The following is a 13105-nucleotide window of genomic DNA, read 5'->3' on the forward strand; positions in this document are numbered from 1 at the left end:
CATGCTGGTCGCGGGCGTGGACTCGAGCACGCAGAGCACCAAGGTCGTCCTGTGCGAGGCCGACAGCGGGGCGGTCGTGGCCGAGGCGTCGGCGCCGCATCCGGAGGGCACGTCCTGCCCGCCCGAGGCGTGGTGGCGGGCGCTGACCACGGCCGGGGACGGATTGCTGAGCAGGGCGGCGGCCGTGGCGGTCGCCGGCCAGCAGCACGGCATGGTGGTGCTCGACGGCGACGGCGCGGTGGTCCGCGACGCCCTGCTGTGGAACGACACGCGCGCGGCCGGGGCGGCCCGCGACCTGGTGCGCGAGCTGGGCGGCCCGGACACGTGGGCGGCCACGACGGGCAGCGTGCCCACGGCCTCCTTCACCGTCACCAAGCTGCGCTGGCTTTCGCGCAACGAGCCCGAGGCGGCGTCCAGGGTGCGCCGGGTGATGCTGCCGCACGACTACCTGACCTGGCGGCTGGGCGCCCGCGATCCGGTGACCGACCGGGGAGACGCCTCGGGCACCGGGTACTTCGACGTCCGGACCGGGCGGTGGCTGCCGGCGTACGTGGAGGCGGCCTTCGGGCGGCCGCTGGAGCTGCCCCGCGTGGCCGGGCCCGCCGAACGGGTCGGCGAGACCGCCTGGGGCGCGGTGCTCGCTCCAGGCACCGGCGACAACATGGCGGCGGCGCTCGGGCTGGACCCTCAGCCGGGCGACGTCGTGGTGTCCCTGGGCACCTCGGGCACCGCGTTCACGGTGAGCGCCGCCCCCAGCGCCGATCCGCGCGGCGAGGTCGCCGGCTTCGCCGACGCCACCGGCCGCTTCCTGCCCCTGGTGTGCACGCTCAACGCGGCCCGGGTGCTGGACTCGGCCGCCGCGCTGACCGGGGCGAGCCTGAGCGAACTGTCCGACCTGGCGTTGCGGGCCGAGGCCGGCGCCGGCGGGCTGACCCTTCTGCCCTACCTGGACGGCGAGCGGACCCCGAACCGGCCCGGCGCGAACGGGGTGCTGCGTGGGCTGACCACCCGCAACGCCACCCGGGAGAACCTGGCCCGCGCCGCCGTGGAGGGCATGCTGGCCAGCCTTGCCGAGGCCGCCGACAGGCTCGGGCCCGCGCCGCGGCGGATCGTGCTGATCGGCGGCGCGGCGGCCAGTGACGCCGTCCGGCGGATCGCGCCCGAGGTTTTCTGCGTGCCCGTCGTGGTGCCGCGGCCCGCCCAGTACGTGGCGCTCGGCGCCGCCCGCCAGGCCGCCTGGGCGCTGACCGGGACCCTGCCCGCCTGGGAGCGGGCCCCAGCCGAGACGTTCACCGCCCCGGCGCGGCCGGTGATCCGCAAACAGTTCGTCGCGCTGCGTGACGACACCCGACCGTGGACCGAGGAGTGACCGTGACCTACACACCCTCCCCTGACGACAAGTTCTCCTTCGGGATCTGGACGGTCGGCTGGACCGCCCAGGACGTGTTCGGCGGGGCCACCCGTACCCCGATGCCGGCCGAGCGGGCCGTGCGCGAGCTCGCCGAGCTGGGCGCCTACGGCGTCAACTTCCACGACAACGACGTCTTCGCCTTCGACGAGTCCGACCGCGACGAGCGCGTCCGCGCCTTCCGCAAGGCGCTGGAGGCAACGGGCCTGGTCGTCACCACGGCGACCACCAACCTGTTCTCCCATCCGATCTTCAAGGACGGCGGGTTCACCGCCAACGACCGGGACGTGCGCCGCTTCGCGATCGCCAAGGTCCTGCGCAACATCGACCTGGCCGCCGAGCTGGGCGCGCGGACGTACGTCTGCTGGGGCGGGCGCGAGGGCGCGGAGTCGGGCGCGTCCAAGGACGTCAGGGCCGCGCTGGACCGCTACAAGGAGGCCCTCGACATCCTCTGCTCCTACGTGCTCGAACAGGGCTACGACCTGCGGTTCGCGATCGAGCCGAAGCCGAACGAGCCGCGCGGCGACATCCTGCTGCCGACCATCGGCCACGCCCTGGCCCTCATCGGCGAGCTGGAGCACCCCGAGATCGTCGGGCTCAACCCGGAGATCGGCCACGAGGAGATGGCCGGGCTCAACTTCGCCCACGGCATCACGCAGGCGCTGTGGCACGGCAAACTGTTCCACATCGACCTCAACGGCCAGCACGGGCCCCGCTTCGACCAGGACCTCCGCTTCGGCGCGGGCAACGTGCGCGGCGCCTTCTGGACGGTCGACGCACTGGAGTCCGGCGGCTACGAGGGGCCGGTCCACTTCGACTTCAAGCCGCCCCGCACCGAGGACGACCGGGGGGTATGGGAGTCGGCCAGGGCCTGCATGACCAACTACCTGATCCTGCGCGCCAAGGTGCGGGCCTTCCGCTCCGACCCCGCGGTGATCCAGGCGCTCGCCGAGGCCAGGGTGGGCGAGCTGGCCGTCGGCACGCTGGCGCCCGGCGAGACCTGGCGGACCCTGCGGGAGCTGACCGTCGACGTGGACGCGCTCGCCGCCCGTGGCATGGCCTTCGAGGCGCTCGACCAGCTCGCCCTTGAGCACCTCTATGGCGTTCGCTGACGATCCGGCGACACCGGCCACCGTACGCAGGCACAACGCCCGGCTCGTCCTCGCCCGGGTCAGGAGCCACGGCGCCCGCTCCCGCGCGGACCTCGCCCGCGACACGGGGCTGGTGAAGGCGGCGGTCTCCGCGATCGTCGCCGACCTGATCGGGGCCGGGCTGCTCGCCGAGGCCGGGCAGGTCCCCGTCGGCGGCAGGGGCCGTCCGGTCACGCTGCTGCGGCTGGACGGCGGCCGGGCGGCGGCCCTGGGCGTCGAGGTCAACGTCGACTTCGTCAACGCCGTCGCGGTCACGCTGGACGGCCGGGTCGTCCTCAGCGAGCGCGTCCCCGTCCGGGACCCCTCGCCCGAACAGGCCAGAGCGACGCTCGCCGCGCTCGCCGACCGGCTCGGCCGTCCCCTCCTGGGCGCCTGCATGGCGGTCCCCGGGCTGGTCGACACCGCCACCGCGACCGTCAGGCACGCCCCCAACCTGCGGTGGCACGACGTCCGGGTGGCCGACTGGCTGCCCGGCGGGCTGCTGTGCGACAACGACGCCAACCTCGCGGTCATCGCCGAGCACCGGCGCGGCGCGCCCGCGGACTCCGCCTACCTCACCGGCACCGTGGGCGTCGGCGCCGGGCTGCTCCTGAACGGCCAGGTCTACCGGGGCGGCTTCGGCTACGCCGGCGAGATCGGGCACATGCCCATCGCCGGCAACCACGCCCGGTGCGGCTGCGGGCGCACCGGCTGCTGGGAGACGGTCGTCGGCCTCGACGCGCTCAGCCGCCGCATCGCGCCGGACGCCGGCGGCACCTACGACACCAAGGTCGCCGCGCTCGTCAGGCGGGCGCGGACCGGCGAGCCGCAGGTGCTGGAGGCGCTGCGCGAGCACGGAGCCTGGCTCGGGCGCGGCGCGGCGGCGATGATCAACCTGCTCAACCCCAAGGCCCTGATCCTCGGCGGCTACCTGGCCGACCTGGCGCCCTGGTTCCTGGACACCCTGCGCGAATCCCTCGACACCCACGTGGTCGCCGCCGACCTCAGCCCGTGCCGGCTGCGCCTGTCCTCGCTCGGCGTCACCGCCGCCTCCCTCGGCGCCACCGACCTCGTCCTGGACCGGATCTTCGCCGACCCGCTCCCCGCCAGGTGACCCAAGCCGGCCGTTCGCCCTGGCGAAAGCTCCCTGCGCCCAGGACCCGCGCCGCGCCGCCACAGTGGATCGCAGGTCTTCCCTCCCCCAGCCTGCCGATGGCGCATTCGTGACCTTGTCCCCGCAGGGTTCCCACCGTGCGCGGCCCCGTGGCCGCCGATGATCTGGGCACCGTCCCGATGCACGAGCCCGTCGGCGCCACCGCCGACTGGACTACTTGCGAAGGCTCGCCGACAACGGCTCGTACCTGTCACGAGGAGTCGTGCCGGACGCCTGGCCCGCGGAGCCGTCCGGCGTCACGGGCTCGCGGGCTGCGGTACGTCCCCGGACCGCTGCCAGTCGAGTCTCCCCGCCCAGGGCCCGCAGATCCTGCTCGCGCCGTGCAGGCTGGTGAACGCGTCGTTGCACGCGCTCACCGAGGGGATCGGATCGGCCGGGCCCCAGGAGTACATGTCCCTGGTCAACCGCCTGTGGTCGGCTAGGGTGCGGATCATGCCGGTCCGATGGTGGATGCACGAACTGCCCAAACAGCTCCTGGCCATACCACCCGCCCTGCTCAGCCTTCTCGTGCCGGGCGAACCCCTGGTCAGGTATCTCCTCGCGTGGGACATCTACGCCGTCTGCTACCTCCTGCTCACCTGGCTCGCCGCCCGCGGGCGCGACCCCTCGGACCTGCGGGCGATGGCGCTCGCGTTGCGGAGCCGGCGTACCGACCACCTGCTGGCGTCCACTCCGGAACGGCTCTCGCAGCTCGCCGCGGCCATCGCCCTGGTCGCGACCGTCAACGTGATGCCCCGGGCCCAGGAACTGGGCGCGCCGCCCGCCCTGGTCCTCACGATCAGCGTCGTCGCGGTGGCGACCGCGTGGCTGACCGTGCACACCGGCTTCGTCATGGTCTATCTGGGTTTGTACGCCGAGTCGGGCGGGCTGGAGTTCCCCGGCGACGACGAGCCGGACATGGTCGACTTCCTGTATTTCGGGTTCTCGATCGGCACCACCTTCGGCACCACCGACGTCACCGTCACCCGGCGCCGGGTGCGACGCCAGGTCCTCGTGCACGGCATCCTCTCCTTCCTGTTCAACACCATGATCCTCGCCGTCGCCATCACGATCCTGACCTCCTACATCACCGGTCCCTGACCGCGCCCGGTCGCGTCCGAGCGTGTCGTTGCGGCATGGCGGGGAAGGGAGTCGGGCGAGGCGGACGGAGCAACAGGTCATGGCGTGAGCACGCGGGAGATCGCCGACCTCGCGGCCGGCGCCCTCATCGCCGCAAGCAAGGACTTCGACCTGCTCATCGTGCCCAACTCCGACCACGCGCTGCTGTCCGGCACCGCGTACACGATCCGGCGCCGCTGGGACCACTTCGTCCGGCACCCGATACGCCGCCCGGCTGCCGGATCGCCGACATCCCGCCCGGCCCGGAGGCGTTCGCGTGATCAGCGCATGGTCTGGAAGCCCCTCGCGCACGCCGTGAGGGCGCGGTGCAGGGTCGGGGAGAAAGGCGGGCAGACGGCGGCGATCTCGGGGTCCTGGGCGTAGAGCTCGGCGATCGTCGGGGGCGGGTTGGTGACCGCGTGCAGGGTGCCCGCGAGGGCGGTGGCGAGCATGACGAGCTCGGTGGCCTCCTGCTCCGGCAAAGACGGGTCGGCGGCGGCCGCCTGGGCGCCCAGGGCGGCGATGGTGGCGATGACGACCGTCTTGAACTCGCGGGCGGCCTCCACCGAGATGTTGTGCTCCAGCGAGGTCGGGCTGTGGGCGAGCAGGTCGCAGAAGAGGTGCCGCTCGGCCAGCGTGTCGACCAGGACGGTGACGAGGCCGTCGCCCGTGGCCAGGCGGGCGGTCACGGCCTCGGCCCAAGCGCGCCACTCCGCGGCGGCCAGGGTCAGGAAGACCTCCTCGCGGGTCCCGAAATAGCGCACCACGTTGGATTTCGCCAGGCCCACGGCGGCGGCCAGGGCGCCGAGGCTGACCTCGCGGACGCCGCGCTTCACCGCCAGCTCGCGGGCGGCGGCGAGGATCGCGTCGCGTCGCTGCTGTTTCTGCTCTGGCCGCCTGGCCCGGCTGAACGTCATGACCGTGGCATCATATCCCGAGATAACGGGACACTGTTCTCTTGTTAAGAGGACGATGTTCCGTTAGCGTGCGAAATATGCGGATTAGGGTGAACGGAACGGTCGAGGAGCTCGATCTTGAGCCCCGGGTCAGCCTGCTCGACGCGCTACGCGAGCACCTGGGGCTGACGGGCACGAAGAAGGGCTGCGATCAGGGGGCGTGCGGCGCCTGCACGGTTCTGGTGGACGGCGAGCGCATCCTGTCCTGCCTGACGCTCGCCGTGCAGTACGAGGGCCGCGAGGTCACCACGATCGAAGGCGTGGCGGACCCGATCCAGGAGGCGTTCGTCAGGAACGACGGCTTCCAGTGCGGCTACTGCACCTCCGGCCAGATCTGCTCGGCCCTCGGCATGCTGGCCGAGCACAAGTCGGGCATGCCGAGCGCCGTCACCGAGGACCTGGCGGCGCCGTACGGGGAACTGTCGGATGAGGAGATCAGGGAACGCATGAGCGGCAACCTGTGCCGGTGCGGCGCGTACAACGGCATCGTCGAGGCGATCAAGGAAGTCCGATGAGAACCTTCGCCTACGAGAGCGCCGCCGACCTCGACGCGGCGCTGCGGAGCATCACCCGCGAGCACACCAAGGTCATCGGCGGCGGCACCAACCTCGTCGACCTCATGCGCGAGCACATCGAGCGGCCCGAGACCGTCGTCGACATCACCAGACTGCCGCTCGACGGGATCGACGAGCTGCCGGGCGGCGGCCTCAGGATCGGCGCGCTGGTGCGCAACAGCCACCTCGCCGCCCACCCGCTGGTCAGATCCGGCTACCCGGTGCTCGCGCAGGCCCTGCTCATGGGCGCCTCCGGTCAGCTCCGCAACATGGCGACCGTCGGCGGCAACCTCATGCAGCGCACGCGCTGCCCGTACTTCTACGACACCCACGCCGCCTGCAACAAGCGCGAGCCCGGAGCGGGCTGCGACGCGATCGGCGGCTTCTCCCGCGGCCACGCGATCCTCGGGACCAGTGACAGCTGCGTGGCCACCCACCCGTCGGACATGTGCGTCGCGCTCGCCGCCCTCGACGCGACCGTCGAGGTGCGGAGCCTGCGCGGCGAGCGCCGCATCCCGCTGACCGGCTTCCACCGGCTGCCGGGCGACACCCCGCACCTGGAGACCGAACTGGCCGCCGACGAGCTGATCACCGCCGTCGAGCTGCCGCCGCTGCCGGTCGCGGCCCACTCCCGCTACCGCAAGGTGCGCGACCGCGCGTCCTATGCGTTCGCGCTGGTGTCGGTCGCCGCCGCCCTGCGGGTCGCGGACGGCCGCATCCAGGAGGTACGGCTCGCGCTCGGCGGAGTGGCGCCCAAGCCCTGGCGCGCCGCCAAGGCGGAACGGATCCTGACCGGCGCCGAGGCGGACGAGGAGACGTTCGAGCGGGCCGCCCGAACGGAGGTGGAGGGCACCGAGGGATTCAAGGCCGAACTGGCCCGCCGTACGATCGTCGCGACCCTGAGGGAACTGGCATGAGCATCGACAGGATCGACGGCCCGGCCAAGACCACCGGAGCCGCCCGGTACGCCGCCGAGTTCCCCTACCCGGACCTCGCCTATGCCGTCATGGTGCACGCGACGATCAGCCGGGGCCGGATCACCTCGATCGACACGAGCGAGGTCAAGGACGTCGTCGCCGTCATCACCCACGAGAACGCCCCGCGGATGAAGCCGCCGCCCCGCCCCAACCCGGTCGTCAACATCGCGACGCTGATGACCGGCTCGTCGGTCAACTACCTCAACACCGACGAGGTCCACTGGGACGGGCAGCCGGTGGCCGTGGTCGTCGCCGACACCCTGGCCGCCGCCCAGGAGGGGGCCGCGCGGGTCAGGGTCGGCTATGCCGTACAGGAGGGTGTGGTCGACTTCGCGGCCGAGGAGCCCAACGCGGTCCCGCAGAAGAACGACATCGTCTCGCAGGGCGAGGCGAAGAAGGGCGACGCGGAGGCGGCGCTGGCGGCCGCCGCGGTCACGGTCGACCTGCGCTTCACCACTCCCCCGCAGAACCACAACGCGCTCGAACCCCACTCCACCACCGCGATCTGGGACGGCGAACGGCTGACGCTGCACGACAGCACGCAGAGCCTGGCCGCCGTCCGGTATTTGATCGCCCACAAGTTCGGCCTCAAGCAGAGCCAGGTCAGGGTGATCGCGCCGCAGGTCGGCGGCGGCTTCGGCGGCAAGGCCGGCACGTGGCCAGGCACGATCATGGCGGCGCTCGCGGCCCGGGTCACCGGCCGGCCGATCAGGATGATGCTCAGCCGTAAGGCCGTCTACCGCACGGTCGGCGGGCGCACCCCCTCGACCCAGCGGGTCGCGCTGGGCGCCGACGCCGATGGCGCGATGACCGCGCTCATCCACACCAGCGTCGCCAGGGTGGGGCGCACCGGCGGGCACGCCGAGCAGATCACCTCGCAGACGCACCACCTCTACGACGCCCGCAACCTGCTCGCCCGGCAGAACCTCGTCAAGCTCGACCTGGTGCCCAACACCTCGATGCGGGCACCCGGGGAGGCGATCGGCACGTTCGCGCTGGAGTCGGCCGTGGACGAGCTCGCCGTCAAGCTCGGCATGGACCCCATCGAGCTGCGCCTGCGCAACGAGCCGGAGCGCGACCCGATCGAGGGCAAGGCGTTCTCGCACAGGATGCTGCGCGAATGCTACGAGCGGGGCGCGAAGCTGTTCGGCTGGGAACCCGGCGAGCGGCCCAGGCGCGAGGGCAGATGGCTGGTCGGCAGGGGTGTGGCCACGGCCTACCACCCGGCCTGGCAGTTCCACGCCAACGTGGTCGTGCGCCTGAAGGCGGACGGGTCCGTGCTGGTGCGCTGCGGCTTCCAGGAGATGGGGATGGGCAGCGCGACGGCCGTCACGCAGATCGTCAGCGAGGCGCTCGGCGTGCCGCCGGAGAAGATCACCGTCGAGTACGGCGACAGCGACCTGCCGACCGGCCCCGCCGCCGGAGGCTCGGCCCAGACGGCCAGCGTGGCCGCCGCCCTGGTCGAGGCGTGCGCCAAGCTGGCCAGGCGGCGGCACCGCGCGCCCGTGGAGGTCAGGGTCGGCGCGGACAGCGGGCTCGGCGCGATCGCCGGTCAGGTGCGGTTCATGGGCAAGCTGCTGCGCGACCGGCGGCGATGGCAGAAGGCCGCCTGCGGCGCCCACTTCTGCGAGGTACGCGTCGACGCCGACACCGGGGAGACACGGGTGTCGCGGTGGACGTCGGTGTTCGACGTGGGCCGGGTCATCAACGCCAAGATGGTGGCCAGCCAGCTCCGCGGCGGCATCGTGATGGGCATCGGGGCGGCGCTGTCGGAGGAGACGCTGGTGGATCCCCGGTCCGGGCGGGTGATGAACGCGAGTCTCAGCGAGTACCACGTTCCGGTGCATGCCGACGTTCCGGTCATCGACGTGCATTGGATCGGCGACCCCGACCCGACGATGCCCCTCGGTGTCGTGGGGGTGGGTGAGGTCGGGATCACCGGGGTCGCCGGGGCCGTGGGCAACGCCGTACGGCACGCCACGGGGATTCGCGTGACGGATCTTCCCATCACGCTGGACAAGCTGCTCTAGCCGCACGCCCGGCCCGAGGCGATCGAGGTCCTCGGACGGTTCGCGGCGACCCCGTTGCCCCGCGCGTCACGGCGTGAGTGGCCAGGTGCGGAGGGCGGCGTCGGCCATGGCCTGGAGTTCGTCCCGGCCGACGCCGCTCGCCGCCTGTACGGCGATGCCGAAGGCCAACGTGGTGACATAGCGGGCCAGGACCACCGGATCGGCCCCCGGAGGCAGGTCGCCGTCGTCGGCGGCACGCTGGAACCGTTCCCGGACGCGGGTGCAGCCGTCGTTGCGCCAGGCGGCGAGAAGGTCACGGGCCGGTTGCCCGGAGTCGCCGGTGGCCAGGGCGCCCTGGACGCCCAGACACCCTTGAGGATGGGCCGGGCGGGTGGTGGTGTGAATCACGCCGGCCAGGATCGCCGCGGCCACGCCGGCGGCGGTCGGCTCGCCCAGGGCTCGGGCCAGATACGCGCTCGGGCCCTCCGTGTAGCGCTCCACCGCCTTGCGGAACAGCTCCTCCTTGTTGCCGAAGGCGGCGTACATGCTGGTGGTGGAGATGCCCATCGCCTCGGTCAGCATGGCGAGGCTGGCGCCCTCGTAACCGTGCTCCCAGAAGACCAGCATGGCGCGCTCAAGCGTCTCCTCGGCGTCGAATCCCCGCGGCCGGCCGACGGGGCCGCTCTGTCTGGTTGCCACCCCCGCAGCCTACCCCTTCTGTATCGATCGCTGCAGAAAGTGCTACGGTGAAATTCCGCATCGATCGCTACAGAATTCGGAAGAGGCGACCCACATGGGACTGCTTGAGGACAAGACCGCACTCGTCACCGGGGGCAGCACCGGAATCGGCCTGGCCACCGCCGTACGGATGGCCGAGGAGGGCGCGCACGTGTTCATCACCGGCCGGCGCAAGACCGAGTTCGACGCGGCCGTCGAGGTCATCGGCTCGTCGGCCACCCCGGTGATCGGCGACATCGCCGACCCGGCCGACCTGGACCGGCTCTACGACACGGTCCGCGACCGGGGGCGGGGCCTGGACGTCCTGTTCGCCAACGCGTCGGTCGTCAAGTTCGTGACGCTGGAGGAGGTCACCGAGGAGCACTTCGACACCCTCTTCGGCATCAACGTCCGGGGCCTGCTGTTCACCGTGCAGAAGGCGCTGCCGCTGCTCAACGACGGCGCTTCGGTGATCCTGAACGGTTCCACCAACGTGGACTCCGGCCCGGAGGCGCTCGGCGTGTACTCGGCCACCAAGGCCGCCACGCGATCCTTCGCCCGGACCTGGGCCAACGAGCTCAAGGGACGCGGCATCCGGGTCAACACCGTCACCCCGGGCCCGACCGACACCCCCGGTCTGTCGGGGCTCGCTCCCGATCCGGACCAGGCCGCGATCTTCAGGGGGCACGTGGCCGGGCAGGTGCCCCTGGGCCGGCTGGGGCGCCCGGAGGAGATCGCCGCCGCCGTCACGTTCCTCGCCTCGGCGCAGAGCAGCTTCGTCACCGGTTCCAGCCTGTACGTGGACGGCGGCCTGAACCAGATCTGAACTCCTCCGGCCCTTCAGCGGCAGGAAAAGGGCCAGCGTATCGGGCTTACTCGCCTATAAGGTGCGCACGTGGACAATCTTGAGGGGCTCGTGATCGCCCGACGGCTGCGCGTCCCGATCGGCGACGTCCCGGCCGGTTCCCACCCGGGCTGGGGCGAGGTCGCCGCCCGCCAGCTCGACGCCGCGCTGCTCAGCGCCGGCTTCAAGTGCTCGGCGGCCCTGCTCGACCGTCTGGCGAGCCTTCGCGGCGAGACCGTGCTCGACCTCGGTGTACGCGTGCTGGCCGCCGTGCGCCACCTGGTCGGCGACCACGTGGCGCACAACGCGTACTTCATCGACTTCCCGAAGAACGTGCCCGACACGATCGAGTTCTGGGTCGGCCTGCTGCGGGAGGCGATGCTCGACCCCGTCGCCGCCGCCCGGGTCCGGCCCGCCACGCTGAACCTGCTCGAACTACCCGGCTACGGCCGCTACCGGCACACCTACGCCGACCTCCTGGCCGCGCACGCCGAACTGGTCCCGGCGGCCGGCGACCGGGTGACGGTCCTGGAGCTCGGCGGCAGCGTCGAGGCGGAGGCCCGCGAGCTCTACCTGTCGCTGGCGGTCTCGCCGGTTCCGCTGCCCGCCGAGGATCTGGAGGTGCTGCGCGGCCTGGCCGCGTTCTGCGGCGACGAGCCCGAGCACATCCCCGTGCGGGAGAACCGGGCGGTCATCAACGAGACGCGCCTGGCGGCGGGCCGTCCGCTGCTCGTCGACACGGTCACCGACGTACTCCGGCTGGCCTGCGGCAGTTCCGGCGGCGACGTCACCCTCGCCGTGCCGACCGCCTTCCGCTCCTTCCCCCGCGGTGAGCGCCGGGCCCTGCTCCAGGCGCTGGACGCGGTCGCCACCCCGGCCAAGCTGGGCGACGTGCCGCGCCACCGCGAGCAGTGGAAGCGGCTCGGGGAACGCCTGCACGCGGGCGAGTACGCGCGCCGCTTCCCCAGGGCCGCGCGCGTCTTCGAGGTGGCCCGGGGCGGCCGCGCGGTGCGCAGTTTCGACAGCCAGGTCGAGGCCGCCCTCTCGCAGGGCCGCACGAGCGACGCCGTCGCCCTGCTGGAGCGGGCGCCGGGCGCGCTGCTGCGCCGCCTCGACCATCTCCTGCGCACCGCGCCGTCGCCCGCCGCCGTCCTCGACGCGGCCGAGCGGGCCGTCGCGGGCGCCTCCGGGCGGGTACTGCTGTCGCTGCGCGAGCACCTGCAGAACCGGCTGACCCCCGTCGCGGGCCGGACCTTCGCCAACCGGCACGGCCGGGCCTGGGCGGCGCCCGATCTCCGCCCTCCGCTGCGGGAGGACGTGCTGGCGCAGGCGGCAGCCGTACTGGATGAGGAGATCAGCAGGCGCCTGCCCGACCTGGGCACGCTGATCGTCGACCCCGACGCGCTCGACGTGGCGCTGCCGCTGTCCGGCATGTCCGTCACGCCCGGGCTCGGCATGCTGCCGCGCGGCTCGCTGTCGCCGGTGGACGGGGAGCTTCTGCGCTTCTTCGTGTACTGGCGGCAGGCCGAGGACCGCACCGACTACGACCTGTCGGCGCTGATGCTGGACACCGCCTACGGCAACCCCGAGCACATCTCGTGGACGAACTACCGCAACGGGTTCGCCGAGTACTCCGGCGACCTCACCGAGGCCCCCGAGGGGGCGAGCGAGTTCATTGACATCCGCCTCGCCCAGGCGACCCGGCCGATCATCATCCCGCAGGTCAACATCTTCGACGGCGAGGAGTTCGACGAGGCCGCCGAGGCGTTCTTCGGCTACATGAGCCGGGACGCCGACCAGGACGGGCGGCCGTTCGAGCCGCGTACCGTGCGCATGAAGTCGGACCTGCGTGGTTCCGGGCGGGTCGCGCTGCCGCTGGTGTTCCTGCGCGACGAGCAGGGTGAGTGGCGGGTGAAGTGGCTGCACCTCTACCTGAAGGGCCATCCGTCCTTCAACCGGGTCGAGGGCAACCGGGTCACCGCTTCCCTTCTGGTGCGCTCGATCGTCGAACGCGACCACCTGCGCGTCCGCTACCTCGCCGACCTGCTGCGGGCCAGGCAAACGTCCGGTTCGCACACCACCTACATCGGGCTGCACCGGCCGGACGACCTGCCGGAGGGGGCGCGGGTGTACACGCCTACGACGCTGCACGAGCTGATCCCCGCCTGATAGTGTGAAGATCGCGAGGCCATGGGAGGGCTTCCTTCTTCATCTTTTCAATGAATCTCTAGCCTTTCC

12 protein-coding genes are annotated in these 13105 nt (G+C 72.3%); 9 read left to right on the top strand and 3 right to left on the bottom strand.

What is annotated here, in order from left to right:
* Position 1: 1 nt before the first annotated feature.
* From xylB to ACIBEJ_RS36765, 3 genes are read left to right on the top strand one after another with little or no spacing between them, the layout of a single operon-like run.
* Complete coding sequence (gene xylB / locus ACIBEJ_RS36755; protein WP_397187540.1) at positions 2–1369, top strand: xylulokinase; 1368 nt, start codon at positions 2–4, stop codon at positions 1367–1369.
* Positions 1366–2520 (top strand): xylose isomerase, encoded by a 1155-nt coding sequence (gene xylA / locus ACIBEJ_RS36760; RefSeq protein ID WP_397187541.1) that lies wholly within the window; start codon positions 1366–1368, stop codon positions 2518–2520. Before xylB ends, xylA begins: the two co-directional genes overlap by 4 nt.
* Positions 2507–3652 carry an ROK family protein gene (locus tag ACIBEJ_RS36765; protein ID WP_397187542.1) on the top strand — a complete coding sequence of 382 codons (1146 nt, stop codon included), beginning with the start codon at positions 2507–2509 and terminating at the stop codon, positions 3650–3652. Before xylA ends, ACIBEJ_RS36765 begins: the two co-directional genes overlap by 14 nt.
* Before the next feature lie 296 nt (positions 3653–3948).
* On the opposite strand, the gene ACIBEJ_RS36770 is transcribed toward ACIBEJ_RS36765, so the two are convergent.
* Positions 3949–4146, bottom strand: a complete 198-nt coding sequence (locus tag ACIBEJ_RS36770; protein WP_397187543.1) for a hypothetical protein — start codon at positions 4144–4146, stop codon at positions 3949–3951.
* Here ACIBEJ_RS36770 and ACIBEJ_RS36775 point away from each other — a divergent pair.
* Positions 4145–4792 (top strand): DUF1345 domain-containing protein, encoded by a 648-nt coding sequence (locus tag ACIBEJ_RS36775; protein WP_397187544.1) that lies wholly within the window; start codon positions 4145–4147, stop codon positions 4790–4792. The two genes, ACIBEJ_RS36770 and ACIBEJ_RS36775, sit on opposite strands and share 2 nt — an antisense overlap.
* Before the next feature lie 299 nt (positions 4793–5091).
* Here the strand turns inward: ACIBEJ_RS36775 and ACIBEJ_RS36780 are convergent, their stop codons facing one another.
* Positions 5092–5727 carry a TetR family transcriptional regulator gene (locus tag ACIBEJ_RS36780; RefSeq protein ID WP_397187545.1) on the bottom strand — a complete coding sequence of 212 codons (636 nt, stop codon included), beginning with the start codon at positions 5725–5727 and terminating at the stop codon, positions 5092–5094.
* Between the two features lie 77 nt (positions 5728–5804).
* Between ACIBEJ_RS36780 and ACIBEJ_RS36785 the strand changes: the two genes are divergently transcribed.
* Genes ACIBEJ_RS36785 through ACIBEJ_RS36795 form a run of 3 tightly spaced genes read left to right on the top strand, consistent with a single transcriptional unit; the run spans position 5805 to position 9327 of the window.
* Positions 5805–6281, top strand: coding sequence for a 2Fe-2S iron-sulfur cluster-binding protein (locus ACIBEJ_RS36785; RefSeq protein WP_397187546.1), 477 nt, complete (start codon positions 5805–5807; stop codon positions 6279–6281).
* Positions 6278–7237, top strand: coding sequence for an FAD binding domain-containing protein (locus ACIBEJ_RS36790; protein WP_397187547.1), 960 nt, complete (start codon positions 6278–6280; stop codon positions 7235–7237). The genes ACIBEJ_RS36785 and ACIBEJ_RS36790 overlap by 4 nt, the downstream gene beginning before the upstream one ends.
* Positions 7234–9327, top strand: a complete 2094-nt coding sequence (locus ACIBEJ_RS36795; RefSeq protein WP_397187548.1) for a xanthine dehydrogenase family protein molybdopterin-binding subunit — start codon at positions 7234–7236, stop codon at positions 9325–9327. Before ACIBEJ_RS36790 ends, ACIBEJ_RS36795 begins: the two co-directional genes overlap by 4 nt.
* Positions 9328–9393: 66 nt before the next feature.
* Here the strand turns inward: ACIBEJ_RS36795 and ACIBEJ_RS36800 are convergent, their stop codons facing one another.
* Positions 9394–10005: a TetR/AcrR family transcriptional regulator gene (locus ACIBEJ_RS36800; RefSeq protein WP_397187549.1), complete on the bottom strand. Its 612-nt coding sequence runs from the start codon at positions 10003–10005 to the stop codon at positions 9394–9396.
* 94 nt (positions 10006–10099) lie between these two features.
* Here ACIBEJ_RS36800 and ACIBEJ_RS36805 point away from each other — a divergent pair, with 94 nt between their 5' ends.
* On the top strand, positions 10100–10849 hold the full coding sequence (locus tag ACIBEJ_RS36805; protein ID WP_397187550.1) for an SDR family oxidoreductase: 750 nt from the start codon (positions 10100–10102) through the stop codon (positions 10847–10849).
* A 69-nt stretch (positions 10850–10918) separates the two neighbouring features.
* Positions 10919–13036 (top strand): hypothetical protein, encoded by a 2118-nt coding sequence (locus ACIBEJ_RS36810; RefSeq protein ID WP_397187551.1) that lies wholly within the window; start codon positions 10919–10921, stop codon positions 13034–13036.
* Positions 13037–13105 lie beyond the last annotated feature (69 nt).

Source organism: Nonomuraea sp. NPDC050790, from assembly GCF_044456745.1.
In the GTDB taxonomy this organism is placed as follows: Bacteria; Actinomycetota; Actinomycetes; order Streptosporangiales; family Streptosporangiaceae; genus Nonomuraea.

Bases quoted from the DNA above. Each gene is read 5' to 3' on its own strand.
- ACIBEJ_RS36770 (WP_397187543.1), bottom strand. From the start codon at position 4,146: ATGATCCGCACCCTAGCCGACCACAGGCGGTTGACCAGGGACATGTAC.
- ACIBEJ_RS36765 (WP_397187542.1), top strand. From the start codon at position 2,507: ATGGCGTTCGCTGACGATCCGGCGACACCGGCCACCGTACGCAGGCAC.
- xylB (WP_397187540.1), top strand. From the start codon at position 2: ATGCTGGTCGCGGGCGTGGACTCGAGCACGCAGAGCACCAAGGTCGTC.
- ACIBEJ_RS36795 (WP_397187548.1), top strand. From the start codon at position 7,234: ATGAGCATCGACAGGATCGACGGCCCGGCCAAGACCACCGGAGCCGCC.
- ACIBEJ_RS36790 (WP_397187547.1), top strand. From the start codon at position 6,278: ATGAGAACCTTCGCCTACGAGAGCGCCGCCGACCTCGACGCGGCGCTG.
- ACIBEJ_RS36785 (WP_397187546.1), top strand. From the start codon at position 5,805: ATGCGGATTAGGGTGAACGGAACGGTCGAGGAGCTCGATCTTGAGCCC.
- ACIBEJ_RS36805 (WP_397187550.1), top strand. From the start codon at position 10,100: ATGGGACTGCTTGAGGACAAGACCGCACTCGTCACCGGGGGCAGCACC.
- ACIBEJ_RS36780 (WP_397187545.1), bottom strand. From the start codon at position 5,727: ATGACGTTCAGCCGGGCCAGGCGGCCAGAGCAGAAACAGCAGCGACGC.
- ACIBEJ_RS36775 (WP_397187544.1), top strand. From the start codon at position 4,145: ATGCCGGTCCGATGGTGGATGCACGAACTGCCCAAACAGCTCCTGGCC.